The sequence below is a fragment of the Streptomyces sp. NPDC088252 genome, assembly GCF_044740965.1.
Classification (GTDB): Bacteria; Actinomycetota; Actinomycetes; order Streptomycetales; family Streptomycetaceae; genus Streptomyces.
The window spans coordinates 249306-274375 of sequence record NZ_JBIURS010000003.1; the positions used below are offsets into that span (position 1 = coordinate 249306).

Sequence of the window (25070 nt, forward strand, 5' to 3'; positions counted from 1 at the left end):
GCCACACCGGACCGGTCTCAGGCCGACCTGGTCATGATGCGGAGCACGTCCAGGGAGCGCGGCGGCGTGTCCGGGTCCTCGCCGTCGTTGGCGGCGAGCAGCACATGGGCCTCGCGTGCGGCCCGTACGGCCTCCGGCCAGCCGTGGTGTTCCAGATACGCCGAAACGGGTGCATCCGCACCGACCTGGTGCATGATGCGCAGCACCCGGAGCACGGCGACATCGACCAGGGCGGACTCGTTGGCGTCGCGGAAGATCGTCCCGACGTACTTCTCGGCGGACCAGTTGTCCAGCCAGGTGTCCTCGACCAGGCGGTACACGGCGTCGGTGACGTCGCCGTACCCCTCCCGGCCGGCCAGCCAGCACTCGTGGTGGAAGACGGGGTCGGAGAGCATGTGCAGCGCCGAGCGCACGTTGCTGCGCCAGCGCCACCAAGGCATGTCATTCAGCGGCATGCCGCCCATGGTGGAGGAGCGACGGCCGCGACGGGAAGTGTTCTCCGAACCTTGCTGCACGGTTGTCGATCGTACGTTCCCTTTCCGGCTCCCCGCACAGGCCCCTGCAATTCACCCGGATGTCACCGTGCGTTGCGCGGAGCACACAGCGGCGTTACCCCACGGGCGGAAACGTTCATGCCCATGACCGGACGGCGACGCCTCACTTCCCCCCGCCCCTACAAGTTCCTCACAAGTACGGCGGCGGTCGGGGCGTTGCTGGTCACCGGCTGCGGTGTGCTCCCTGGTGCGTCGGGGGATTCCAGGGAGCCCCTCACCGTGGTGACCTGGGCGCCCGGCGGCAAGAGCGGGCCGGACACGGTCAACATGGCGGGCATGACCGCCATGGCGCGCGCGTACGCCCGCTGGGTCAACGGCGACGGCGGGCTCGACGGACACAAGCTGCGCGTCGTCACCTGCGACGAGTCGGACACCTCGGTCGGCGCGGGGAACTGCGCCCGGCTGGCCGTCAAGGAGAAGGCGGCGGCGGTCGTCGGCTCGTACAGCCGGCACGGGTCGTCCTTCATGGCACCGCTGGAGAACGCCGGGATCCCGTACATCGGCGGATACGGAGCCACGGACGAGGAATTCAGCAGCTACAGCTCCTACCCCGTCAACGGCGGCCAGGCGGCGCTGCTCGCGGGCAACGCCCGTCAGCTGGCGCGCAACTGCGCACGGGTGTCCGTGGTGCGGCCCGACACCCTGGGCGGCGACGGCCAGGCCTGGCTCCTCGACACCGGTCTCACCGAGGCCGGGCGTCCCCGGCCCGCCGACATCCGGGCGGCGGAGACGGCGACTTCGTACGACGACGCCGCCGGGCGGGCGCTCCAGCAGGCGGGGCCGGTCGACGGCTGTGTGACGGCCGTGCTGGGGGACAGCACGGAGACGTTCTTCGACTCCTTCCGCAGGCTCGAACCGTCGTACGGGAACGTACGGATCTCATCCGTCCTCGGCAGCGTCGGGCAGCCGCTGATCGACAGCACCGGAGGCCGGAACAGCCCGTTCGAGGGGGCATACCTCACCGGCTGGTACCCGGACTCGGGCGACGCCCGCTGGGACCGGATGCGGGAGGTGATCCGTAAGCACGCCTTCGGCGACAACCGGATCGACCCGGCCGACACGGGCGTCCAGACCACGTGGGTCGCGTACACCGCGCTGAACGAGCTCGTGAAGGCGATCGACGCCCCACGGATCACCGCCGGGAAGCTCGTCTCCGCCCTCAACCACGGCACCCCGGTCGACACCGGAGGCCTCACACCGGTGCTGCGCTGGCGCTTCGACGACATGATCGGCTCGTCGGCGTATCCACGGATCGTGAACAGCAAGGTGACGTTCCAGGTGGTGCGCAACGGACGGCTCGTCGCGGACAAGAAGGGTTTCGTGGACGTCGCGAAGACGCTGTCGGACGCCAGCGCGAAGGGGTGAGACACCGGGGGCGGGCGTCCGCCCCCGGTGTCTCACCTTGATCTCCAAAGGGGCCGGGTCCCCCGTCAGAGCTGGGTCGCCTCCCGCCGGGTCAGCCCGTACTTCGACGCGATCGAGTTCCACAGCCCCGACGCCTCGCGCTTCGCCTTGCTCGCCTCGCCGCTCTGGACGGTGGCCTGCTGCGTCTCGGACGTCGTACGGGCCGTGCCGTGCTTGCACATCTTCTTGCCGTGCTTGGCCTCTTCGGCCCACGCGGCGTAGTGGTCGTCGGCGGAGGCGGACGCCTGCCAGGCCTTGGTGAGGGAGGCGGTCAGCCGCTGGTGGTTCGGCAGCTTGTCGACGTTCAGCTCCTGGAGCCGGGTCACCAGATCGCGGCGCTGCTGGGCGGCGCCCTTCAGATCGGTCACGGCCTGGTCCAGATCCTTGCAGCTCTTGGTCTTCTCGACGGCCCCGATGACGGCGGCACGACTGTTGTTGCTGTCCGCCAGCAGCTTGTCGAGCGCCACGGCCTGCGGCTGTGCCGGATCGGCCGCGGTCTGCGTGGTGGGCTGGTCGGCAGGTGGGCTCGCGGCGGCCACCGGCTGCTTGTTGTCCTTGTCACCGCCGCTCATCAGCGCACCGGCGCCGAGACCGACGACGGCGCAGCCGGCCACGACCGCCGCGATGAGCGTGACGTGCGCCCGCTTCTTGCGCTCCCCGCCCCGCCCCTGCGGCCCCTCGTCCACGGGCTGGTACCGGGGCTGCGGAGTCTGTGGTGCTGGCGGGGCGTGGTGGGCGCCCTGGTACTGCTGCGTGGGATCGAGCCGGGGCATCTGCTGGGTGGCGCCCGCGGGCTCGTTGTTGCGGAACAGGTTGTCGAACTCGGCGGGCGGCTGCCGGTCGCCGGGAGCACCGGGCCTGATGTCGTACGGGGCCCCGCCGGGAACCGGCGGGATGAACTGGGTCGCCTCGGCGTCGCCGCCGGGCGCGGCCGGCGCCTGCTGGTACGGCTGCGGCTGCGGCGCTCCGTGGCTGAGGAACCGGGTCGCCTCCGCGGGGCTCTCCGGCGGCAGCCCGCCCGGCGGCGGTCCGGCGGGCGGCGGTGCGATGTACTGGGTGGCCTCCGCGTCGCCGCCCGTGCTCATGCCGGGCACGGCCTCCGGCGGCAGCGGCTGCGCATAAGACTGCTGGGGCTGCTGGGGCTGCATGGGAGGCAGAGGCTGGGCCTGCGGCTGCCCGTACTGCTGCGCCGGCTGCCCCTGGCCGTACTGGCCCTGGCCGTACTGCCCCGGCCCGTGCTGGCCCTGGCCGTACTGGCCCTGCCCCTGGGCCTGTGCCTGAGGGTGCGACGAGGCGTCCTGGTGCGCCGCCTGCGGCCCCCACGGCTGCCCCCACGGCTGGCCGCCCGCCGGGGCGGCCTGATCCGCGGGCCCCCCTGGTATCCAGGGCTCGCCGCCACCCGCGGGCAGCACGACACCTTCGTGCGCGGGTCGTACAGCAGGGAGCTGCTGCTCGTCACCCTGTCCGCTCTGCGTCACCGGGACTCCTACGTGTCAACCTACGGAATCGTCGGCTCACGCTATCGGGTGGTCATGGCCGTTCGCCAAGCGCGTGTTGTCAGTCACCACCCCTTCACACGAGCGGTATCACCCGACACCCCCCGAACGCAGTCGAACGGGTACTCGAAGGCGGCTCGCTTGGCACGGCCCGCGATCACGCCGCCTGGAGTTCCAGCCGCGCACCGAACTCCCGCACCGCCGACTCGTCCCCGTAGGGCATCAGGCGCTGCTGCAGATCGTCGAGATACTCCGCGCCCCGACTGGAGCGCACCGACCCCAGCAGTTCCATGGCCCGGGTCCCCGTGTGGCAGGCCTGTTCGATCTCGCGCAACTGGACCTGGGCCGTGGCGAGGAGCACCAGACCGATGCCACGGCGGCGGGTCCGGGACTCCGGATGTCCGTCCAGGGACTCCTTCGCCCGCCGTGCGGCCGCCTCGGCCTGGCCGAGGTCGCGGTGGCAGTGCGCCAGTTCGTCGGCGAGATAGGCGTGGTCGAAGTGGGCGATCCAGTCGGGGTCGTCCCCGGTGTCCGGCTCGACGTGCTCCATGGCCGCCAGCGCCCGGCCCGTGACGGCCTGGCAGGTTCGGGCGTCGCCGAGCAGGGCGTGTCCGCGCGCCTCCGCCGCGTAGAACATCGCCTCCGCCCGCGGGGTGACCCGGCCACGCGCGCCCTCCTGCGCGGCCCGTGCCAGCTGGGCGATCTCGCGCGGATTGCCGAGCTGCGCGGCGAGATGACTCATCGACGCGGCCAGTACGTAGCCTCCGTACGCCCGGTCGCCCGCCGCCTGGGCCAGGCGCAGCGCCTGGATGTAGTAGCGCTGGGCGAGCCCCGGCTGGCCCGTGTCGACGGCCATGTACCCGCCGAGTTCGGTGAGCCGTGCCACTGCCGCGAACAGCTGCCGGCCGACCGATTCGCGGTACGCCCCCGACAACAGCCCGGAGACCACGCTGTTCAGGTAATGGACCAGGACCGGCCGCACATGTCCGCTGCCGAACCGGTGGTCGAGGTCGACCAGCGCGGTCGTCATCGCCCGCACCGCCTCCACGTCCGACATCCCGACTCGGGCCCCGGCGCCCCGCGCCACCTGTGGGTCGGCGCCGGTGATCAGCCAGTCGCGGCTGGGCTCGACCAGCGCCGACGAGGCGACCGTCGATCCGGACAGGAAGTCCCGGCGGCCGACATCGCTGCGCCACAGCTCGCAGACCTGCTCGATCGCGCCGATCACGGTCGGGGCGAACTGCAGGCCGACGCCGGACGCCAGGTTCTTGCCGTTGGCCATGCCGATCTCGTCGATCGTGACCGTGCGGCCGAGCTTGCGGCCGAGCGCCTCGGCGATGATTCCCGGTGCCCTGCCGCGTGGTTGCTGTCCACGGAGCCAACGGGCCACGGAGGTCTTGTCGTATCGCAGGTCGAGCCCGCGCTCCGCGCCGACCATGTTGACGCGGCGGGCTAGGCCGGCGTTGGAGCATCCGGCTTCCTGAATCAGCGCCTGGAGCCGTTCGTTCGGCTGGCGGGCGACGAGAGGCCTGGCTGCCATGTTTCCCCCTGAGGCCGCAGTGATCGATGAGCGGATCACTGCCCGGCAATTACACGGAAAATGCGCACATTCATCGTGTTCGTCACGTCCGTCGTGTTCCTTGCCATTCATGTCGGCATATGACAGAGGCCGACCGTTCCGGAGCTACCCGTAGGGGGCTACCCGCCCGGCCCGGCACCGCCTCACGCGCGCCCCCGCCCATGCATCCATGCGCCCCGCGTGCCGGATCGGGTACGCCGTGACCGCGCCCGCCATGCCCGTAACCCCGGTCGGTGGCGGCAGTTGTGATGTTCGTGGAAGAGCCCATCGGAGTCGAAGAGCCCGACAACGTCACGGAAGCCGCGAAGCTCCCCGGACAGCGGGGCGAGGAACTGCTCGACGCCGCGGTGCGGTACGCGGAGGAGCGGCACTGGGACGTGTGCCCCGGCACCTGGCTGAAGGCGGTGGAGGGGGTCGAGGAGTGCTCGTGCGGTGAGGTCGGCTGCGCCTCCCCCGGCGCCCATCCCACCGGACCGGACTGGGCGGGCCGGGCGACCGGCAGCGGCGCCGCGGTCCGCCGGATGTGGTCCGAGCACCCGGGGGCGTCGATCCTGTTGCCCACCGGCCGTACCTTCGACGCGATCGAGGTACCGGAGACCGCCGGCTTCCTCGCACTGGCCCGGATCGAGCGGATGGGCCTGCCGCTCGGGCCCGTCACCCGCACTCCCGACCGGAGGATGTTCTTCCTCGTCCTGCCCGGTGCGGCGGCCGAGGTGGACGGGCTCGTACGGAAGTTGGACTGGCGGGCCGCCGCCATCGACCTCGTCGGCCGCGGTGAGGGCCACTGTCTGACGGGACCGCCGAGCCGGGTCGGCGGGCGCGGTGCGGTGCAGTGGGCCCGCCGACCCGGCCCCGCCAACCGGTGGCTGCCGGACGTGGAGGAACTCATCGGCCCGCTCGCCTACGCCTGCGCGAGGGAAAGGGCCGATGCGCGGGCACGCCTCTTGCAGGGGGCCCTTTCGTAGGGTGTCCCCATACACGGGGACACCGAAAGGCAGTGCATCATGCGGGACCGGACAGACACCGACCGGGCCATAGGGGCGGGCGGAGCGGCAGCGGCGGGTGGAGCGCCGGTGGCGCCACCCGCCGTTCGCGTACAGGGGCTGTGGAAGCGGTTCGGGGAGCAGACGGCGGTCGCCGGGATCGATCTGGAGCTGCCCGCGGGCAAGTTCATCGGTCTGGTGGGGCCGAACGGCGCGGGCAAGACCACCACGCTGTCGATGGTCACCGGACTGCTCCGCCCCGACCACGGGCTGATCGAGGTCGGCGGCCATGACGTGTGGCGCGACCCGGTCGAGGTGAAGTCCAGGATCGGCGTGCTCCCGGAAGGGCTGCGGCTCTTCGAACGCCTCTCGGGGCGCGAACTCCTCGCGTACACCGGCAGATTGCGCGGGCTGCCGGGCGCCGAGGTCGACAAGCGGGCCACCCAGCTCCTCGACGTGCTCGGTCTGGCAGGCGCCCAGCACAAACTGGTCGTCGACTACTCGACCGGCATGCGCAAGAAGATCGGACTCGCGGCAGCACTGCTGCACAACCCCGAAGTGCTCTTCCTGGACGAGCCGTTCGAGGGCGTCGACCCGGTGTCGGCACAGACCATCCGCGAGGTGCTGGAGCGATACACCCACTCGGGGGCGACCGTCGTCTTCTCCAGCCATGTGATGGAGCTCGTGGAGTCCCTCTGCGACTGGGTGGCCGTCATGGCGGCCGGCACGATCCGGGCGCAGGGCACCCTGGCCCAGGTACGCGGCGAGGCGTCCTCGCTGCAGAACGCCTTCCTCGAACTCGTCGGCGCGAACTCCCGGACCACCGACGACTCCCTGGACTGGCTGGGCGGCGACCGATGAGCGTGCTCGACACCCCGGCGGGGACCGTCCCCCGCCCGAGCGGCGGCGAGGGGCTCGTCCCCGTCTTCGTACGGCTCAAGCTGACCCTGCTGCGCAACGGGCTGCGGCAGTCGGCCGGCCGACGGGCCGCGTACATCACCTCCATCGTCTTCACCCTGCTGGTCGCCGCAGGCCAGCTGATCGGGCTGATCGCGCTGCGCGGGCACGCCCATGTCGGCACCCTCGTCATCCTGATGACCGGGGTGCTGGCGGTCGGCTGGGCCGTGATGCCGCTGTTCTTCCCCAGCGGTGACGAGACCCTCGACCCGAGCCGGCTGGTCATGCTGCCGCTGCGGCCGCGCCCGCTGATCGCGGCGCTGCTGACGGCGTCACTGGTCGGGATCGGCCCGCTGTTCACGCTCTGTCTGGCGGCCGGCTCGGTGTTCGCGGTGGCACGCGGGGCGGGCGGCGCGGTCTTCGCCGTGGTGGCCGCACCGCTCACGCTGGTGCTGTGCGTGGCACTGACGCGGGCCGTGGCCACGGCCAACACCCGGCTGCTGACATCACGCAAGGGCCGCGATCTCGCGGTGCTCAGCGGACTGGTGATCGCGGTCGGCTTCCAGGTCGTCAACTTCGGTGCGCAGCGACTCGGTCGGGCGGGCGGTCTCTCCGCGCTCGAACCGGCCGCGGACGTGGTGCGCTGGCTGCCTCCCGCCTCGGCGATCGGGGCGGTCGACTCCGCGTCACAGGGCTCGTACGGGCGGGCCGTCGTCCAGCTGCTGCTGTCCGTGGCGGGGCTGTTCGCGCTGTTGTGGCTGTGGCAGCGGAGTCTGGTGAAGCTGATGACGGCCCCGGACGGCTCGACTCTCGCCGCCGCCGAGACGAGCCGCGAGAAGGCCGGCAAGGGCGGCTCCAGGCTCACCGCGCTGCTGCCCGCCGGGCGTACCGGAACGGTGATGGAGCGCAGCCTGCGGTACATCGCGCGCGACCCGAAGACCAAGGCCGCCTGGGTCACGGCACTGGCGATCGGCCTGATCGTGCCGCTTCTCAACGCGATGCAGGGCACCGGCTCGATCTACTTCGCCTGCTTCGCCGCCGGAATGCTCGGCATCCAGATGTACAACCAGTTCGGGCAGGACACCTCCGCGTTCTGGATGGTCGCGCTGACGATCTCCTCCACCCGGGACGCGTACCTCGAACTGCGGGCACGGGCGCTGGCCTTGCTGCTGATCACGCTGCCGTACACGATCATGGTGACGGTGGTGACGGCGGCGGTCCTCGGCGACTGGGGTGCGCTGCCGGGAGCCATGGGGCTGTCGTTCGCCCTGCTGGGCGCGATGCTGGCGACGGGCTCCGTCGCCTCGGCGACCTTCCCGTACTCGATCCCGCAGGAGGGGGCGTTCAAGAATGTGGCGCCGGGGCAGGCCGGACTCGCCTGGATCTCGCTCTTCGGCGGCATGGTCTCCGCGTCGGTGCTCTGCGCGCCCGTGATCGTGGCGACGATCTGGCTGCACATCGGCGACTTGGAGCAGTGGCTCTGGCTGCTGCTGCCCGCCGGGGCGGTGTACGGGGCGCTGATCTCCTGGGCGGGGCTGCGGATCGCCGCTCCCCGCACGGCGAAGCGGCTCCCGGAGATCCTGGCGGCGGTCAGCAAGGGCTGAGAGCCGCGTGGAAAGGGCCTGTCACCCGGGCGAGTTCAGAAGTCGGGGCAGGCCCTTTTCGCACGTTTCACCACTTGCGGAGTTACACGGATTGCCTGAGCTGCCTGAGCTGCCTGAGCTGCCTGAGCTGCCTGAGCTGCCTGAGAAAACGGGCTCGCGTCTACGGGGAGACGGGCTCGCGCTCCTCCTGGGGGTCCTCGGCGAACTGCTCCAGGAAGGGCTCGACCGCGGCCCGCCAGCCCTCCGGTTGGTCGTAGTGGACGAAATGACCGGCGTCGGCCACCTCCGCGTACTGCCCGCGCGGCAGTACGCGGACCATCTCCTGGGCCTCCGCCCGGCCCAGCTCGCCGTCGAGGCCGCGGAGCACCAGGGTCGGGCACCGGACCTGTGTCAGCTCCTCCCAGTGCGCGTCGAACACCCAGGTCGCGCGGGACTGGAGCATCTGCCGGCGGGAGAAGACGGGACGCCAGCCGTCGGCCCGCTCGGCCATCACTTCGGCGAAGAACTCACCGCGGGCCGGGTTGGGCCGCTCCACCCAGGGATCGTCCTCGCCGAACCACTTCCGCACGTCGGAGAGCGTCGCGAACGGCACCGGCCAGGACGTGAACCAGTCCTCCCACTCGCGCTGGGAGGCCGCACCGAGCGCGGAGGCCCGCATGTCGCAGATGATCAGTGCCCGGACGAGATCGGGGCGCTTCGCGGCGAGCTGCCAGGCGGTGAGCGCGCCCATCGCATGCCCGACGAGGGTGACGGGGCCCAGGCCGAGCTGCTCGATCGCCGTCTCGGCGTCGCTGACGTATGCGTCACGGGTGTACGGGCCTTCGGCCGGCTTCTCGCTGCGGCCGTGCCCGCGCTGGTCGAGACCGACGGCGCGATGCCGCTCGGCGAGCCAGCGGATGGTCGGGGCCCAGTGCGAGGCCCGGCCCATCAGGCCGTGGAGCAGTAAGACCCCGGGGACGCGCTCGCCCTCCGCACGCCCCTTGGGCGGGTCGGCGAACTCCCAGGCCGCGAGGCGTACGCCGTCGGTCCCGGTCACATCGATGCGTCGCACCATGTGTTCTGGCACCCCCTTCTGGTCCTCGATCACCGCTTGATCCCGCTCGATCACCGTGGGGTCGCGTCACACCAGGCTATCGAACCTTTATTCGAAAACCGGGTTCTGGCATCCAACACCCCTCGTTCGAGTGACCGGTCCCAAGGATTGACGGCGGTCGCGGAGGGGAGATCTTCTCCGGGAGGCGGGCCACTCGGGGATGAGGGCCCGTGGGGATCGACCTCGAGAGCTCGGGGCTCCGGGTCGAAGCAGGGGAGGACAGGCCCCGGCGCCGCACGGCGCCGGGGCCCTCTGCTGTTCGGGAACCGCCCGCAGGAGTCGGTCGAGCATCGACAGGGATCGCACGGGCGCCGGTGGCAGCTGTACGGACGCGGGCGGACGCCGCGGGAACACCGACGGAGCCCGCGCGGCCCCCGATCGAGGTCGTAGCGGCGACAGCGCCGGGCCCGTGGGCGGCCGGGACCGCGGCCATCACCGTTCGATTCACGTGCCGGACATGCCGGACATGCCAGTACGACGGGCGCATCCGCCTGCTCCCTCCCCGACCGCGCGACCAGCTGGCCGACACTCTCAGGCATCCCTCAGCCACAGCCTGGCACGCGATCCGTCCGGGCGCTGCACTTCCGGACGGAAAAAGGGAAAGCGGACCGCGCGCTCCGGCGCCCCCGACGGCACCCGGTCGGCGGCCGTCGCCGCCGCGACCGTCGGCGACGGCCGCGCGGCACACGTCAGCGCTTGGCCACGAACACGTGCGAGGCGACCTCGGCATCCAGCTCCGCGGCCTCGCCGCTGCTGCCGACCAGTACGCCACCGGGCGACTGGGTCACGCTGACCACGGAGCCGGGCTGCACGCCCGCCCGCCGCAAGGTGTACATCAGCTGGGCGTCCGTCTGGATCGGCTCACCGATCCGGCGCACGACCACCGTCTTGCCCTCCGCGCCCGGGTCGAGCTCCGACAGGCTCACCATGCCCTCGTCGAGGAACGGGTCGGCCTCGGCCTTCTCGCCCAGCTCCTCCAGCCCCGGGATCGGATTCCCGTACGGGGACTCCGTCGGGTGACGCAGCAGCTCCAGCACCCGCCGCTCCACCGCCTCGCTCATCACGTGCTCCCAGCGGCACGCCTCGGCGTGGACCTGCTCCCACTCCAGGCCGATCACATCGACGAGCAGGCACTCGGCGAGCCGGTGCTTGCGCATGACGCGGGTCGCCAGGCGGCGCCCCTCGTCGGTCAGCTCCAGGTGGCGGTCGCCCGCGACCTGCACCAGGCCGTCGCGCTCCATGCGCGCCACGGTCTGGCTGACCGTCGGACCGCTCTGGTCCAGCCGCTCCGCAATCCGGGCGCGCATGGGGACCACACCTTCCTCTTCGAGTTCGAGGATGGTGCGGAGATACATCTCCGTGGTGTCGATCAGTCCGGACATTCGTGCCCCTCGATGCTGTGACATGAAAACGTCGTGCGCTGGCCCTCACCCAATTCTGACGCATACCGCTGACAACCGTGCCGTGCCGACCGAACGCTGGGCGGCGGAGCGGCGTGGGGGGTATTGACAGGTCACTGGTCCAGACCGCAACGTGATCCGCGGCACGGACACCCCACCCCACCGGAAAGGGCCTCCTCGATGAGCGACAGCACGCTGGCCGGTCAGTTCTTCGACGCAGCGATCGGCCTGCTGGAGCGTGTGCGCGACGAGGAGTCCGGCAACATCGCGGCCGCCGGTGCCGCGATCGCCGACACGGTCGCCGCGGGCGGCCGGCTCTTCGCCTTCGGTGCCGGGCACTCCTCCCTCGCCGCGCAGGACGTCGTCTACCGGGCGGGCGGACTCGCCCTGATGAACCTGCTGGCCGTGCCGGGGACGGTCGGGGTCGACGTCATGCCGGCCACCCTGGGATCGGCGCTGGAACGGGTCGACGGGCTGGCGGGAGCGGTGCTCGACTCCAGCCCCGCCGAGGCGGGCGACGTCCTCGTGATCATCTCGCTCTCCGGGCGCAACGCACTCCCCGTGGAGATGGCGATGAACGCGCGGGCGCTCGGCCTGAAGGTCATCGGCGTCACTTCGGTGGCGTACGCGGAGGGCACCCGGTCACGGCACGGTTCGGGCGGCTTCCTGCGGGACCACTGCGACATCGTGCTCGACAGCAAGATCTCCATCGGCGACGCGGAACTGACCGTCGAGGGTGTCGAGGCGCCGTTCGCGCCCGCGTCGACGGTGGTCACGAGTGCGGTGATGCAGGCGATGATGGCCGCCGCCGCGGAGCAACTCGTGGCGCGGGGGGTCGAGCCGCCGATGCTGCGTTCGGGGAACGTCGACGGCGGTCACGAGTGGAACGGGCGCGTCATGACGGAGTACCGGGACCGGATCTTCTACCGCCGCTGATCGCGCCGGGCCGCCGGCCGCCCGCTACGGGCACGTCGGCAGCACGACCCGGACCGTCAGTCCGCCGCCCGGGTTCGCCGTCGCGCTCGCCTCGCCGCCGTGCGCCCTCGCGATCGACGCCACGATGGAGAGCCCCAGACCTGCCCCCTCACCGGGAGCGTGGCGGCGGGCCTGCGCCCGGTGGAACGGCTCGAACAGCAGCGGCACGGTCGCCGGGTCCACCACCGGCCCGGTGTTGGCGACCTCCAGACCGCCCGGCCCCACCCGGACCCGTACCGTCCCGCCGGGGTGGTTGTGGCGCAGCGCGTTGGCGACCAGGTTGTGCACGAGGTGGTCCAGCAGGACCGGGTCGCCCTCGACCGACATCGGCCGGGCCTCCGCCTCGACGGTGATGGACCGTTTCTCCGCCTCCGCCTCCAGCGCCTCGGTCACCGTGGCCGCGGTCGCGTCCAGGCCGACCCGTTCGCGCCGTCGCAGGCCCTCGTCGGAGACCGCGAGGAGCAGCAGTCCCTCGATGAGCTGCTCGCTGCCGGTGGCGGTTTCGATGAGCTTGTCCCGGATCCAGGCGACCTTCTCGGGCGGCGGGTCGTCGGCGAGGCCGATCTCGGCTGCGGCCCGCTGCACGGCGAGCGGGGTGCGCAGCTCGTGGGCGGCGTTGGCGGCGAACCGCTGCCGGGCGGCGACCAGCTCCTCGATCCGGTCGAGCATCCCGTCGAAGGTGTCGGCCAGTTCCTTGAGCTCGCCGGGCGGGGCCTTCAGCGCGAGGCGTTCGTGCAGATTGCTGCCGGAGAGCCGGCGGGCGCGGGCGGTGATGACGCCGACCGGCCGCAGCACCCGGCCCGCCATCCACCAGGCGAGCGCGACGGAGAGCGCCGAGTAGGCGGCGAGGGAGACCCCGGAGACCGTCAGCAGCCGGCTGAGCGCGGCGTCCCCGGCGGCCGTGCTGACCCTCTGCGCCACCGCGTACTGCCCGGGGTCCATGACCACGGTCTGCGCCCAGTCCGACGACGGCAGCGCGGGCACGGTGGCCATGCCCGACCGGACGGCGGAGGCGGTGGCCCCGGCGGGGACCGCCGGGGCCACCGCGGTCAGCACACTGGCGTAGAGGCCCTCGCTGACCAGCAGGTAGACCAGCCCCATCAGCAGGGCGCCGGCCAGCACCAGCAGTCCGCCGTACAGCGCGGTGAGCCGGGCGCGCTCGCTGCTCACCGGCCCTCCCCCGGCCGGTTCGCGGAGCCGTCGTCCGGCTGGTCCGCAGACCCGTTCACCGGCCGGGTCGCGGGACCGCCCGCCGGTCCGGTCGCAGGGCCGTGGTCCCCGGGTCCGTCGGCGAGGCCGTCCCCGATGCGGTAGCCGGCCCCCGGGACCGTCTCGATCACCGGGGGCGCGCCCAGTTTGGCGCGGAGCTTGGACAGCGTGACCCGGACCGCGTTGGTGCGGTAGCTGGTGTCCTCCTCCCACACCTCCTCGATCAGGTCGTCGCCGCTGACGACCGCGCCCTCGGCCCGCAGCAGGGTCTCCAGCACGGCGAACTCCTTGCGGGAGAGCGAGAGGTAGCGGCCGTCGCGGCAGACCTGGCGGCGGGCGGTGTCCAGCGTCAGCCCGGCCCGTTGAAGGACTGGCGGGAGAGCGGGGCGGGCACGGCGGCCGAGCGCCAGGACCCGGGCGAGGAGTTCGTCGTACGCGAACGGTTTGGTCAGGTAGTCGTCGGCGCCGAGCCCGAGGCCGGCCACCCGGTCCCGCACCGTCCCGGACGCGGTGAGCATCAGGATCCGGGTCAGCAGGCGCATGCCGACGACCCGCCGGCACACCTCGTCGCCGTGCAGCCCCGGCAGATCGCGGTCGAGGATCACCACGTCGTACGCGCCGAACCGAAGCCGGTCCAGCGCCGCCCGGCCGTCGGGGGCGATGTCCACCGCGACGGCGTCGCGGCGCAGCCCCTCGGCGATCATCCCGGCCAGGAATTCCTCGTCCTCCACCACCAGCACACGCATGGGTCCTGTGTAACCCAAAGCGATGTTTCGTCGGTGTAAGCATCCGGGCTGAGAGAAACGAAACCGCGTCCTCGCGCACGCTCAAGCCGTTCGTACCCGGCCTGTCAGCAACGGACGAGGAGCCCTCATGAACCCGACCATCTTCCACGGGACCACCTCCCGCGCACAAAGTCGCGGCGTCGCCGCCGCCTGCCTGATCGCCGCCGCCGTCGTCCTGTCGGCCACCGCCTGCTCGGGCGACGGCGGCGGACGCGGAAGCGGAACCAAGAGCGGCGGATCTGCTTCGGACAACAAGAAGACGGAGGAGGACCAGGCCCTGGAGCACCGCAAGTGCCTGCGGGAGCAGGGTCTGGACGTCCCGGAGCCGAAGCCGGGCGAGAACAGCCACGGGATGACCATCAACGGCGGAGGCAAGAGCAAGAAGGAGATGGAGAAGGCGTTCAAGGCCTGCCAGGACAAGGCGGTCGGCGGCGGGCCCAAGGAGCTCACCCAGGCCCAGAAGGACAAGATGCTCGCCTTCGCCCGGTGCATGCGCAAGAACGGCATCGACATGCCCGACCCGAAGTTCGACGGCGGGATGGCGCAGGCGCCCTCGATGCAGCAGAAAGACATGAAGAAGTTCGAGAAGGCCAACGCGGCGTGCGAAAGCGCCGGGCGGTGAGGCGCGGACGCGTCATGGTGGCCGCCGCAGCGGTGCTCGCCGTGGCGGCCGGGTCACTGGCTCTCACCCGGTTCGGCTCCGCCGGGGAGACGGGCGGCCCGAGGAACACCGGGCTGCCCCCGGCCACCGCCGCGGTCGAGCGCGGCGACCTGCGCGACAGCGCCCAGGCGGACGGGACGCTCGGCTACGACAAGCAGCGCAGGGTCAACGCGGGCGCGGCGGGCACCATGACCTGGACCCCGCGCACCGGCTCGACCGTCAAGCGGAACGAGCGGCTGTACGAGGTCGACGGCCGGGCGGTGTGGCTGATGTACGGCTCGGGACCGATGTACCGGACGCTGAAGCCGGGCGACCGGGGCCGGGACGTGGAGCAGCTGGAGCGCAATCTCGTAGAGCTCGGCTACACCGGCTTCACCCCGGACGACGAGTACACCGAGCTGACCGCGGCCGCCGTCAAGCGCTGGCAGAAGTCCCACGACAGCGAGCGGACCGGAACGGTGGGGCCGCAGGACATCGCCTTCGCCCCGGGGGAGGTCCGGATCAAGAGCGTCGAGGCGGCCGTCGGCGAACTGGCCCGGCCCGGCGCTCCGGTCCTCACCACGACCGGCTCCGAGCGCATCGTGACGTTCGAGCTCGACGTCGCCGAGAGCCAGCTCGCCAAGGCGGGCACCGAGGTCACCGTCGAGCTGCCGGACGGCAGCAGCGCGGCCGGGTCGGTCTCCTCGGTCGGCCGGACGGCGAAGCCCGGCAAGGACCCGCAGGACAACAGCCCCAAGGTCACCCTGACCGTCTCCTTCGACAAGCCGGACGAGGTCGGCGGCTTCGACCAGGCGCCGGTCACGGTGAACCTGACCGGCGAGCTGCACAAGGACGTCCTCAGCGTCCCGGTGAACGCGCTGCTCGCGCTGCCCGGCGGCGGCTTCGGCCTCCAGGTCGTCCAGGACGGCACGGCCCGCGACGTGAAGGTCGAGCTCGGCATGTTCGCCGGGGGCCGGGTCGAGGTGTCCGGCGGCGGGCTGCGCGAGGGCATGAAGGTCGGGGTGCCGAAGATATGAACACGGTCGTCGGCCTCAGGGGCGTCACCAAGGAGTACCCGGGCCCGGTCGCCGCCCTGCGCGGAGTGGACCTCACCGTCGAGGAGGGCGAACTCCTCGGCATCGTCGGCCCGTCCGGCTCCGGCAAGTCCACGCTGCTGCACATCATCGGCACCCTGGACCGCCCCACCGCCGGGTCCGTCCACATCGCGGGGCACGACGTGGCGGCGCTCTCCGACCGCAGGCTCTCCGCGCTGCGTGCCCAGCACGTCGGCTTCGTCTTCCAGGCGTTCCACCTGGTGCCGGGCGTCAGCGCCCGCGACAACGTCGCGGAGGGCCTGCTGTACTCGGGCCTGTCCCGTGCCGTACGCCGCCGCAGAGCCGCCGACGCGCTGGAGCGGGTCGGACTCGCCGACCGCCTCGACCACAAGCCTCACCAGCTCTCCGGCGGACAGAAACAGCGGGTCGCCATCGCGCGGGCCGTCGTGGGGGAACCCGCGCTGCTGCTGGCCGACGAACCGACCGGAGCGCTCGACTCGACGTCCGGGGAAGCGGTGATGAAGCTGCTGCGCGACCTCAACCGGGAGGGCGCCACCATCGCGGTCATCACGCACGACACCGAGATCGCCCGGGACCTGCCGCGCGAGGTGCGCATCCGGGACGGCCAGGTGGTCGCGGACGTACGCAATCCGTCCGCGGACGTACGCGATCCGTCCCCGGGCACGCGCGATCCGTCCGCGGATGTGCGCGACGGCTCCGGAATCGGCCGCTCCGCCGCCGCGACGGGAGCGGACCAGTGAGGGCGCGGCGCACGGACCGCGACGCCGACGGCCGGGGCCGGGGGCGGCTGAAAGCGGCCCGCCTCGGCCCCCGGGACGTGCTGCACGTCGGCTCGGCGGGGCTGCGCAGCCGACCGATGCGGGTCGTGCTCTCCGCCCTGGGCATCGCCATCGGGATCGCGACGATGATCTCGGTGGTGGGCATCTCCGCCTCCAGCCAGGCCCAGCTGCTCCGGGAGCTCGACAAGCTGGGCACCAACCTGCTCGTGGCCTCCCCCGGCGATTCGATGTTCGCCGGGCAGGACGTGAAGCTGCCCGAGAACGCGGTCGGGATGGTGGGCCGGATCAAGGGCGTCCAGGGGGTGGGCGCGACCGCCGACCTCGACGCGACCGCACGCCGCAACGAGAAGATCGACAAGGACGATACGGGCGGGATCACCGTCAAGGCGACCACCGGCGACCTGCTGCGGGTGCTGCGCGGCGGGGTCCGCAGCGGCAGCTGGCTCAACAACGCGACCGGACGCTACCCCTCCGTCGTGCTCGGCCATGTCTCCGCGGAACGTCTCGGCATCACCGCTCCGGGCCGGCAGGTGTGGATCGGCGACCGGTACTTCACCGTGGTCGGCATCCTCGCCCCGCTGCCGCTCGCCCCGGAGATCGAACGCTCCGCACTGGTCGGCTGGGAGGGTGCGAAGCGCCTGCTGGGCTTCGAGGGCCACCCGACATCGGTGTACGAGCGCTCGGCCGACGCGGCGGTGCAGGACGTACGCAAGGTCATGGCGGCGACGGTCGACCCGCAGAACCCGCAGAACGTGAAGGTCACCGACCCGTCGTCGGCGCTCCGGGCGAAGGCGGCGACCGAGGGGGCGTTCAGCAGCCTGCTGCTGGGCCTGGGCGGCATCGCGCTGCTCGTCGGCGGCGTCGGGGTCGCCAACACCATGATCATCTCGGTGCTGGAGCGGCGGTACGAGATCGGGCTGCGCCGCTCGCTCGGCGCGACCCGGGGCCAGATCCGCATCCAGTTCGTCACGGAGTCGCTGATGCTCTCCGGCCTCGGTGGCCTGGCGGGCGTGGCGCTCGGCGCGGCGGCGACCGGGGTGTACGCGTGCTCCGGCGGGCTGCCCTGGGTGGTGCCGCCGTGGGCGGTCGGCGGCGGCTTCGGCGCGACGCTGGTGACCGGCACGATCGCAGGCCTCTACCCGGCAGTGCGGGCGTCCCGTCTCTCACCGACGCTGGCGCTGCACGCGGCATGAGGACGGGCCCCGGCCGGGGGCGGTGCCGGGCTCCGCGACCGGGCCCGGCACACCCCTGGCCGGACCGCGTCGCCTACGGCCGCTTCGTCACCTGCGCCAGGTCGACCGCCCCCGCGACCCGGGCCGCCACCGTCTCCGCGTACGCCGCGTCCGGCCGCTCGAAAGCGGTGCGATGGGCGGAGCGCAGAAACGTCACCACACCCAGCGTGCGCCCCCTGCTCCGCAGCACCGCGCACAGCGCGTGCACCGAATCGCCCGGCCACTGCCGTTCGGCCGCCCACACCCCGGCCTCCTGCCCCGCCGCCGCACTGGCCCGCACCGAACCGGTACGGTCCACCGCCTGAAGGGCCGGATGGCCCGCCGCGTACCGCAGCGGAACGCCGCCACCGGCCACCGGCAGGCACGGCCCCGGCTCACCGGACGGGGTCGCCGCCACCCGCACCAGCCGCTCCCCCGCCACGAGATCGATCAGCGCGTGGTCGGCGAAACCCGCGAGCGCGTAGTCCAGATGGGACGTCGCCGCCTCCATCGGGTCCTCGCACTCGGACGCGGACCGGGAGGCCCGGTGCAACTGGTTGGAACGGAACCGCACCCGGTCCGCCTCCTGCGCCGCCAGCTTCTCCGTCGTCACGTCCTGGAACAGCCAGCCCACCCCCAACGGAACCGGCTCCTCCGTGAGCGGCGACGCCAACCGCAGGAATCCGCTGCGCCAGCACCGCCGCCGGTCCCCCTCCGCCGTCCGGAGCGTCACCCACAACTCGGCGGGCGCCGGGGGCGCGCCTTCCGCGAGCACATGCTGCAGCGCGCCCTCCAGATCCTCGAAACCCTGCGCGATCAGCTCCCCCAGCGGGCGCCCCAGCAGCGTCGTACGGCCACCGCCCAGCGCCCGCGCCGCGTGCGCGTTGACGACCGTGGGCCGCAGATCGGCATCCACGAGCACCACCCCCCACGACGCGTCCTCGAACAGCGCCTCGCTCAGCGCGATCGACCGCTCCAGATCGATCTGCGCATGCACCTCGCCGAACGCGCAGTACACCCCGGCAGGCTTCCCGTCCGCGCCCCGGACCCCCGCCGACTGCGTCCGTACGAGCACCCGGCCGCCGTCCTTGCGCAGCAGCGCGAACTCGTGGACCCGGCGACCGCCCCCGTCCATGGCCGCCATCAGCCGCTCCTGGACCTCCCCCGCGTCCGCCCGCCGCACCGCCCACCCGGCGAACCCGGGCCGGCCGACGGCCTCCTGTGCGGACCAGCCGAGAATCCGCTCCGCCTCACGGTTCCAGTGGGTGATCGTGCCGTCCGCGTCGAACGCGCAGAGCGCGGTGTCCATCCCGTCGAGCAGCGCCGCGAGCAGCTCGGCCCCGGGCCCGGCCCCCGGCCCCTCGTCGGGCCCGAGCGCGCCGGTCGTTCCACTGCTCGTGGACGCACTCATCCCGTACCCCCCGCAGGACGCATCCGGCATTTCCGCACGTCAGACCATTGAACTCGAACGTGACCCAGCGCATACCGACTTCTCTGAAATCCACTCCCATCCGGCATCGAATAAATGGGTTGAGCCCTTCTCCGAGGGTTCATAGGCTGCTGCCACACGCAGGAAAGGAGGTGATCCGAAAAGTGCAGTCTTATCGGATTCGTGAGGTGGCTGCGGGCTGACAGCCCGTCGTCGCACATCGTGCACCTCGGCAGGCTGTCTGCCGAAACCCAAGCAGTCACCGACCCGCAGGCTCGCCGGTAAGTCCGGCCGGCTCCTCCGCGAGGAGGGACCAGAGCCTGCGGGTTTCTGCGTGCCCGGGAGCTCTTACGGGCACAGGCGCTCGACGCGCCAGCTCCCGCCCTCGCGTACGTACCTCAGCCGGTCGTGCAGCCGGTTCTCGTGCCCCTGCCAGAACTCGATCGTGTCGGGGACGACACGGAAACCGCCCCACTGCGGGGGCGCGGGGACGTGTTCGCCCTCCGGGTAACGGGCGGCGAGTTCCGCGTAGCGTGCGATCAGCTCCTCGCGGGTGCCGATCACCGTCGACTGCGCGCTCGCCCAGGCGCCCAGCTGGGAGCCGTGCGGGCGGGTGCGGAAGTAGGCGACCGTCTCGTCCCGGCCGACGCGGGCCGCCGTGCCGGTGACGATGACCTGGCGGGCCATCGGATGCCAGGGGAAGAGCAGCGAGACGTACGGGTTGGCGGTCAGCTCGCGGCCCTTGCGGGATTCGTAGTTGGTGAAGAAGACGAAGCCGCGTTCGTCGTACTTCTTCAGCAGCACCGTGCGTGAGGACGGCCGGCCGTCGGGGGTGGCGGTGGAGACCACCATGGCGTTGGGCTCGTGGAGCAACCCGCCCACGGCCACCTGCCGGAACCAGTGGGCGAACTGCCGCATCGGGTCGGCGGCCAGCGTGTCCTCGGTGAAGGCCTCGGAGCGGTACTGCTCGCGCATCGCGGCCGGATCGGTGATGGAATCAGAAGGGGAATCTGCGGTGGGCACGGGGCCATCCTGCCGCAGCGGCCGAGTGCGCCCGGTGAGGAGGGCCTCGATCCGTCGCCGATGAATCGGGAAGCTGTGCCGGATGTCACGCTTCCCCGCGTCGTGGGAACCCGCCAATATCTTGGGCAGGCCACTGTGGCCTTCGCAGAGCCGTCGACCGAGGGAGCCGCCATGTCCGACTTCGTACCGGGACTAGAAGGAGTCATCGCCTTCGAGACGGAGATCGCCGAACCGGACAAGGAAGGCGGCTCGCTCCGTTACCGCGGTGTCGACATCGAGGATCTCGTCGGCCATGTGTCGTTCGGAAACGTCTGGGGGCTGCTGGTCGACGGGGCGTTCAACCCCGGTCTGCCGCCCGCCGAGCCGTTCCCGATCCCGGTGCACTCCGGTGACATCCGGGTCGATGTGCAGTCCGCGCTGGCCATGCTCGCGCCCGTGTGGGGTCTGAAGCCGCTGCTCGACATCGACGAGCGGACCGCGCGCGACGATCTGGCGCGGGCGGCCGTGATGGCGCTGTCGTACGTCGCCCAGTCGGCGCGCGGACAGGGGCTGCCGATGGTTCCGCAGAGCGAGATCGACAAGGCGGGGTCCGTGGTCGAGCGGTTCATGATCCGCTGGCGCGGTGAGCCGGATCCCAAGCACGTCAAGGCCGTCGACGCGTACTGGACGTCGGCCGCCGAGCACGGCATGAACGCCTCCACGTTCACCGCCCGCGTCATCGCGTCGACCGGTGCCGATGTGGCGGCGGCGCTCTCGGGTGCGGTGGGTGCGATGTCGGGGCCGCTGCACGGTGGTGCGCCGTCCCGGGTGCTCGGCATGATCGAGGAGATCGAGCGGACCGGGGATGCCACCGCGTATGTGAAGAAGGCCCTCGACAGGGGCGAGCGGCTGATGGGCTTCGGGCACCGGGTCTACCGGGCGGAGGACCCTCGGGCGCGCGTTCTGCGGCGTACCGCCAAGGAGTTGGGGGCACCGCGCTTCGAGGTGGCGCAGGCCCTGGAGAAGGCGGCGCTGGAGGAGCTGCACGCGCGCCGTCCCGACCGGGTGCTGGCGACGAACGTGGAGTTCTGGGCGGCGATCATGCTGGACTTCGCGGAGGTTCCGGCGCACATGTTCACGTCGATGTTCACGTGTGCGCGTACGGCGGGATGGTCGGCGCACATTCTGGAGCAGAAGCGGACGGGGCGGCTGGTGCGTCCTTCGGCGCGGTACGTCGGTCCGGGGTCGCGTGATCCCCGGGAGATCGAGGGGTACGAGCAGCTCGCGGATCTGGGGAACTGAGCGCCGGTCCCGGAGCCGCCCGGCCGTGGTGTCGGGGGGGGCGGGCCGGGGCGGACCCGGCCGTGCCCGCGCGGAGTCAGGGAACGGGCCCCAGCGCCTCGTCCAGCAGTGCCGCCCACTGTGCCACGACCTTCCGGCGCCGGGCGGTGTCGTCGGTGAGGACGTTGGCCAGGCCCAGGCCGCGGGCCATGTCGAGAAGGCCCTGGACGGATTCGCGCACGCCGGGGCGCGTCTCGTCGGCGGCCAGGAGTTCGACGGCGATGCGGTGGGTCTCGCGGCCCACACGGGCTTCGAGCTCGGTGACGCGGGGGCGGAGTTGTTCCTCGTTGGAGGCGGCGACCCAGAGCTGGAGCGCGGCGCGGAACAGCGGGCCCGTGTAGAGGTCGACGAGGGCGGCGACGACGTCCGTACGGCCCTGGACGGGCAGGGCGCGCAGGGCGGCGGAGCGTTCTTCGGCGACGTATTCGACGGCTGCGGTGAACAGGTCCTCGCGGGTCGGGAAGTGATGCTGGGCGGCACCGCGCGAGACGCCCGCGCGTTCGGCGACGACGGAGACGGTGGAGCCCGCCCAGCCGTGTTCGGCGAGGCAGGCCACCGCGGCTTCGAGGAGCCGTCGGCGCGTGGCGCGGCTGCGGTCCTGCTTGGGGGTCCGGTCGGTGGAGGGCGTCACGGGCAACCTCCGAGGATGCTCTGGTCGTCGGGCCGGGAAGAATTCGGGCTCCTGCGGAACAGGGCAGGAAAAGATGATTCTCCGTCAGGGTTATTCTCCATCTGCCTCGGTGGCAGCGCGGCCGCTCTCCAGGCGGTACACGATTTCGGAATTGAGGGATCTACGCGCGGACTTGGCCTCGGCAACCAACCGCGCGTGGAGGTCGGCAGGCGTCGAGATGGGCCGCAAGCACGGACGGGATGTCCGCCTCGTGCACCCCGCGCACACCACCATGGGTTGCGCATCGTGCGGAGCGAGAACCAAGCACGCACTCCCTCTTTCGGAACGCGTCTACACCTGCACCACGTGCGGAGCCGTGTCCCCCAGGGGCAAGAACTCCGCCCACGTGGTGCTCGTCCGGGCTGGTCGGAATCCGGCTGGTGCCGAGGGCATAGGACCTTCCGGAGCGCCGCTCCGGAAGGAAGCCCGAGCCAGAAATCCCCTCCTTGGAAGGGGAGCTGTCAAAACACCCATGCGGGGTCCCGTCGTTCGAGGAAGGCCGTCATCCCCTCCCGTGCCTCGGCGGAGGCGAAGAGTGCTGCCGAGCGGGCGATGAGGTCTTCGGCGTACTGGTCGAAACTCATCCGCACAGTAGCTGTGACCAGCTCCTTCGATGCCGCCAGCCCCTGTGGTGAGGCCTTGCGCAGTCCGTCCAGTACGGGGGCGAGCGCCTGGTCGACGTCCTCGGCGGGCCCGGCGGCGATCGTGATCAGGGAGATCCGGGCCGCCTCGGTCGCGTCGAAGCGTTCACCGGTGAGGTAGTAGCGGGCGGCGGCGCGCGGGTCGATGCGGGGCAGCAGCGGCAGGGAGATGACGGCGGGGGCGAGGCCGAGCCGGGACTCGGTGAGGGCGAACGAGGCGTCGGGGCCCGCCACTGAGATGTCGCAGGCGCTGAGCAGCCCGAGGCCGCCCGCCCGTACGTGGCCGGTGACCCGGGCGACGACGGGCTTGGGCAGTGCGACGATCTGTCGCATCAGGGCGACGAAGGCCGCCGGTTCGGGCGGTCCGGTCAGGTCCGCGCCCGCGCAGAACGTGTTTCCGGTGTGGGTGAGGACGACGGCCCGCACGGTGTCGTCGGTCGCGCAGGCGTCCAGGGCGGTGGCGAGCTCGCCGACCAGGCGCGCGGAGAGGGCGTTGCGGTTGGCCGGCGAGTCGAGGGTGAGAGTGGTGATGCCCCGGTCGTGCGTGGGGCCGGCGAGCGGCGTCATGTGCGGGTCTCCTTCTGGCGGGGCTGTCGGGGCGGCTGCGGGCGCATCGTCCCCCGGGTTTCCCGGACGGCCTTCAGCCCGTCGTCCCACGGGGCTTCTCCCTGTCGCGCAGTTCGCGGCGCAGTATCTTCCCCGAGGTCGCGCGCGGCACCGCGCCGACGAACTCGACCTGCCGGATCTTCTTGTACGGGGCGACGCGCTCGGCGACGTACGCCATGACGCCGTCCGCCGTGAGGCCGTCGCCCGCCGCGGAGGGCCGGCGGACCAGATACGCCTTGGGAACCTCGTTGCCCTCCGCGTCGTGCACTCCGATGACGGCGGCGTCCGCGATCGCTTCGTGGCCGAGCAGCAGCGCTTCGAGTTCGGCGGGTGCGACCTGGTAGCCCTTGTACTTGATCAGTTCCTTCACCCGGTCGACGACGAACAGCCAGCCGTCCGCGTCGACGCGTCCGATGTCGCCGGTGTGCACCCAGCCGTCGGCGTCGATCATGTCGGCGGTGGCCTCGGGACGGCCGAGGTAGCCCTTCATCACCTGCGGTCCACGGATCAGGATCTCGCCGTCGGTGCCGGTCGGGGCGTCCTCGCCGGCGCGGTCGAGCGAGGCGATCCGCATCTCGGTGCCGGGCAGCAGCCTGCCCACCGCGCCGGGTGGCGGGTTCGGGACGGCGAGCGGGACGACATGGGTGCCGGGCGAGAGTTCCGTCATGCCGTACGCCTGGCGCACGGGCGGCAGTCCCAGGCGCTTCGAGCACGCGGCGGCGAGCGCCGCGTCGAGCGGGGCGGCGGCGCTGACGACGTACTCCAGCGAGGAGAGGTCGTGCTGGGCGACGGACGGGTGCTTGGCCAGCGCGAGGACGATCGGCGGGGCGACGTACAGGCCGCTGATCCGGTGCTTCTCGATCGCGGCGAGGAACTGCGCGAGGTCGAAGCGCGGCAGTACGACGACGGTGGCGCCCATCCGCAGCGGGGCGTTCATCAGGGCGGTCAGCCCATAGATATGAAAGAAGGGGAGTACGGCCAGGATGCGGTCGCCGGGGCCCATGGGGATGAAGGGGCGCAGCTGCTCCAGGTTGGTGGCCATGGAGCGGTGGGTGAGCATGACGCCCTTGGGGGTTCCGGTGGTGCCGGAGGAGTACGGCAGGGCGGCGATGTCCTCGGCCGGGTCGATGGTGACACGGGGGTCGGGGGCGGTGGTGGCGAGCATGTCGAGCACGGAGGTGTGGCCCCGCGCCCGGTCGCAGACGAATATCTCCTCGATGCCGCCGACGAGTTCGGCGGCTGCGCGGGCCGCTTCGAGGAGTGGGGAGACGGTGACGATCCAGCGGGCGGAGGAGTCGCGGAGCTGTTTGGCGAACTCCTGGGCCGTGGCCAGTGGATGGACGGTGGTGACGGTGGCGCCGGCCCGGGTCGCCCCGAAGAAGACCGCCGGGTAGGCGATGGTGTTGGGGCTGTGCAGGGCCAGCACGTCGCCCTTGCGCACGCCGGCTTCGACGAGGGCCGCGGCGATCTTCCGGTGGAAGGAGTCGAGCTGCCGGTAGGTGAGGGTGGAGCTGTCGTTCGTCCCGTCGATCAGGGCGACCGTGTCGCCGTAGGCGGTCGCCTTCCCGAGGACCGCGTCATGGATGGGTTCGTCGAGTGTCCGGACGGACGGGTAGTCGCTGTGGAACACGTGCACCATGGCGTGGGGTCCCTTCGAAGCGGCGGCCGAAGCGGCAAGGAGGCGACGGGGCGCGGC

At 71.9% G+C, this 25070-nt stretch carries 22 protein-coding genes and 1 pseudogene; 11 read left to right on the forward strand and 12 right to left on the reverse strand.

Features of this window, described 5'->3' with window-relative positions:
- Positions 1–17 precede the first annotated feature (17 nt).
- Entirely contained in the window at positions 18–464 is a 447-nt protein-coding gene (locus ACIOHC_RS08125; protein ID WP_351072820.1) for a hypothetical protein, read from the reverse strand.
- A gap of 174 nt (positions 465–638) precedes the next feature.
- Between ACIOHC_RS08125 and ACIOHC_RS08130 the strand changes: the two genes are divergently transcribed.
- A complete protein-coding gene (locus ACIOHC_RS08130) occupies positions 639–1919 on the forward strand; it encodes an ABC transporter substrate-binding protein (protein WP_351072468.1) in 1281 nt (426 codons plus the stop codon).
- Positions 1920–1984: 65 nt separating this feature from the next.
- Here the strand turns inward: ACIOHC_RS08130 and ACIOHC_RS08135 are convergent, their stop codons facing one another.
- Complete coding sequence (locus ACIOHC_RS08135) at positions 1985–3436, reverse strand: hypothetical protein (protein ID WP_389636505.1); 1452 nt, start codon at positions 3434–3436, stop codon at positions 1985–1987.
- A 175-nt stretch (positions 3437–3611) separates the two neighbouring features.
- Complete coding sequence (locus ACIOHC_RS08140; protein ID WP_351072465.1) at positions 3612–4994, reverse strand: transcriptional regulator; 1383 nt, start codon at positions 4992–4994, stop codon at positions 3612–3614.
- A 287-nt stretch (positions 4995–5281) separates the two neighbouring features.
- Here ACIOHC_RS08140 and ACIOHC_RS08145 point away from each other — a divergent pair, with 287 nt between their 5' ends.
- From ACIOHC_RS08145 to ACIOHC_RS08155, 3 genes are read left to right on the forward strand one after another with little or no spacing between them, the layout of a single operon-like run.
- Positions 5282–5998: a bifunctional DNA primase/polymerase gene (locus ACIOHC_RS08145; protein WP_351072818.1), complete on the forward strand. Its 717-nt coding sequence runs from the start codon at positions 5282–5284 to the stop codon at positions 5996–5998.
- A 39-nt stretch (positions 5999–6037) separates the two neighbouring features.
- The gene (locus ACIOHC_RS08150; RefSeq protein WP_351072463.1) at positions 6038–6877 is read left to right on the forward strand and encodes an ABC transporter ATP-binding protein; all 840 of its coding nucleotides are present in this window, start codon (positions 6038–6040) and stop codon (positions 6875–6877) included.
- Entirely contained in the window at positions 6874–8517 is a 1644-nt protein-coding gene (locus ACIOHC_RS08155) for a transporter (protein WP_351072461.1), read from the forward strand. Before ACIOHC_RS08150 ends, ACIOHC_RS08155 begins: the two co-directional genes overlap by 4 nt.
- A 160-nt stretch (positions 8518–8677) precedes the next feature.
- On the opposite strand, the gene ACIOHC_RS08160 is transcribed toward ACIOHC_RS08155, so the two are convergent.
- Both ACIOHC_RS08160 and ACIOHC_RS08165 read right to left on the reverse strand, forming a co-directional pair.
- On the reverse strand, positions 8678–9571 hold the full coding sequence (locus ACIOHC_RS08160) for an alpha/beta hydrolase (protein WP_351072459.1): 894 nt from the start codon (positions 9569–9571) through the stop codon (positions 8678–8680).
- Positions 9572–10299: 728 nt separating this feature from the next.
- Positions 10300–10992 (reverse strand): metal-dependent transcriptional regulator, encoded by a 693-nt coding sequence (locus tag ACIOHC_RS08165; RefSeq protein WP_351072457.1) that lies wholly within the window; start codon positions 10990–10992, stop codon positions 10300–10302.
- Positions 10993–11190: 198 nt separating this feature from the next.
- Between ACIOHC_RS08165 and ACIOHC_RS08170 the strand changes: the two genes are divergently transcribed.
- Positions 11191–11946 carry an SIS domain-containing protein gene (locus tag ACIOHC_RS08170; RefSeq protein WP_351072455.1) on the forward strand — a complete coding sequence of 252 codons (756 nt, stop codon included), beginning with the start codon at positions 11191–11193 and terminating at the stop codon, positions 11944–11946.
- A 24-nt stretch (positions 11947–11970) separates the two neighbouring features.
- On the opposite strand, the gene ACIOHC_RS08175 is transcribed toward ACIOHC_RS08170, so the two are convergent.
- Together ACIOHC_RS08175 and ACIOHC_RS08180 are read right to left on the reverse strand one after the other, a co-directional pair.
- A complete protein-coding gene (locus tag ACIOHC_RS08175) occupies positions 11971–13155 on the reverse strand; it encodes a sensor histidine kinase (RefSeq protein ID WP_401841956.1) in 1185 nt (394 codons plus the stop codon).
- Positions 13152–13940: a response regulator transcription factor gene (locus ACIOHC_RS08180; RefSeq protein ID WP_351072451.1), complete on the reverse strand. Its 789-nt coding sequence runs from the start codon at positions 13938–13940 to the stop codon at positions 13152–13154. Before ACIOHC_RS08180 ends, ACIOHC_RS08175 begins: the two co-directional genes overlap by 4 nt.
- Before the next feature lie 127 nt (positions 13941–14067).
- Between ACIOHC_RS08180 and ACIOHC_RS08185 the strand changes: the two genes are divergently transcribed.
- The 4 genes from ACIOHC_RS08185 to ACIOHC_RS08200 are packed head-to-tail and all read left to right on the forward strand — an operon-like array spanning position 14068 to position 17667.
- Positions 14068–14601, forward strand: a complete 534-nt coding sequence (locus ACIOHC_RS08185; protein WP_351072449.1) for a hypothetical protein — start codon at positions 14068–14070, stop codon at positions 14599–14601.
- Between the two features lie 14 nt (positions 14602–14615).
- Positions 14616–15656, forward strand: a complete 1041-nt coding sequence (locus ACIOHC_RS08190) for an efflux RND transporter periplasmic adaptor subunit (RefSeq protein WP_351072447.1) — start codon at positions 14616–14618, stop codon at positions 15654–15656.
- Positions 15653–16435: an ABC transporter ATP-binding protein gene (locus ACIOHC_RS08195; protein WP_351072445.1), complete on the forward strand. Its 783-nt coding sequence runs from the start codon at positions 15653–15655 to the stop codon at positions 16433–16435. Before ACIOHC_RS08190 ends, ACIOHC_RS08195 begins: the two co-directional genes overlap by 4 nt.
- Positions 16432–17667 carry an ABC transporter permease gene (locus ACIOHC_RS08200; protein WP_401841959.1) on the forward strand — a complete coding sequence of 412 codons (1236 nt, stop codon included), beginning with the start codon at positions 16432–16434 and terminating at the stop codon, positions 17665–17667. The genes ACIOHC_RS08195 and ACIOHC_RS08200 overlap by 4 nt, the downstream gene beginning before the upstream one ends.
- Before the next feature lie 73 nt (positions 17668–17740).
- Here the strand turns inward: ACIOHC_RS08200 and ACIOHC_RS08205 are convergent, their stop codons facing one another.
- Together ACIOHC_RS08205 and pdxH are read right to left on the reverse strand one after the other, a co-directional pair.
- The gene (locus ACIOHC_RS08205) at positions 17741–19096 is read right to left on the reverse strand and encodes a PAS domain-containing protein (protein WP_351072441.1); all 1356 of its coding nucleotides are present in this window, start codon (positions 19094–19096) and stop codon (positions 17741–17743) included.
- Between the two features lie 366 nt (positions 19097–19462).
- Entirely contained in the window at positions 19463–20089 is a 627-nt protein-coding gene (gene pdxH, locus ACIOHC_RS08210) for a pyridoxamine 5'-phosphate oxidase (protein ID WP_365691186.1), read from the reverse strand.
- A gap of 219 nt (positions 20090–20308) precedes the next feature.
- On the opposite strand from pdxH, the gene ACIOHC_RS08215 reads away from it, so the two are divergent.
- Entirely contained in the window at positions 20309–21418 is a 1110-nt protein-coding gene (locus tag ACIOHC_RS08215; protein ID WP_351072439.1) for a citrate synthase 2, read from the forward strand.
- A 76-nt stretch (positions 21419–21494) separates the two neighbouring features.
- Here the strand turns inward: ACIOHC_RS08215 and ACIOHC_RS08220 are convergent, their stop codons facing one another.
- On the reverse strand, positions 21495–22088 hold the full coding sequence (locus tag ACIOHC_RS08220; RefSeq protein WP_351072437.1) for a TetR/AcrR family transcriptional regulator: 594 nt from the start codon (positions 22086–22088) through the stop codon (positions 21495–21497).
- Between the two features lie 205 nt (positions 22089–22293).
- Between ACIOHC_RS08220 and ACIOHC_RS08225 the strand changes: the two are divergent.
- Positions 22294–22554, forward strand: a pseudogene (locus ACIOHC_RS08225) (zinc ribbon domain-containing protein); the annotation flags it as partial.
- A 34-nt stretch (positions 22555–22588) separates the two neighbouring features.
- Here the strand turns inward: ACIOHC_RS08225 and ACIOHC_RS08230 are convergent.
- Together ACIOHC_RS08230 and ACIOHC_RS08235 are read right to left on the reverse strand one after the other, a co-directional pair.
- The gene (locus ACIOHC_RS08230; RefSeq protein ID WP_351072435.1) at positions 22589–23335 is read right to left on the reverse strand and encodes an enoyl-CoA hydratase family protein; all 747 of its coding nucleotides are present in this window, start codon (positions 23333–23335) and stop codon (positions 22589–22591) included.
- 73 nt (positions 23336–23408) lie between these two features.
- Positions 23409–25013 carry an AMP-binding protein gene (locus ACIOHC_RS08235; RefSeq protein ID WP_401841963.1) on the reverse strand — a complete coding sequence of 535 codons (1605 nt, stop codon included), beginning with the start codon at positions 25011–25013 and terminating at the stop codon, positions 23409–23411.
- Between the last annotated feature and the right edge of the window lie 57 nt (positions 25014–25070).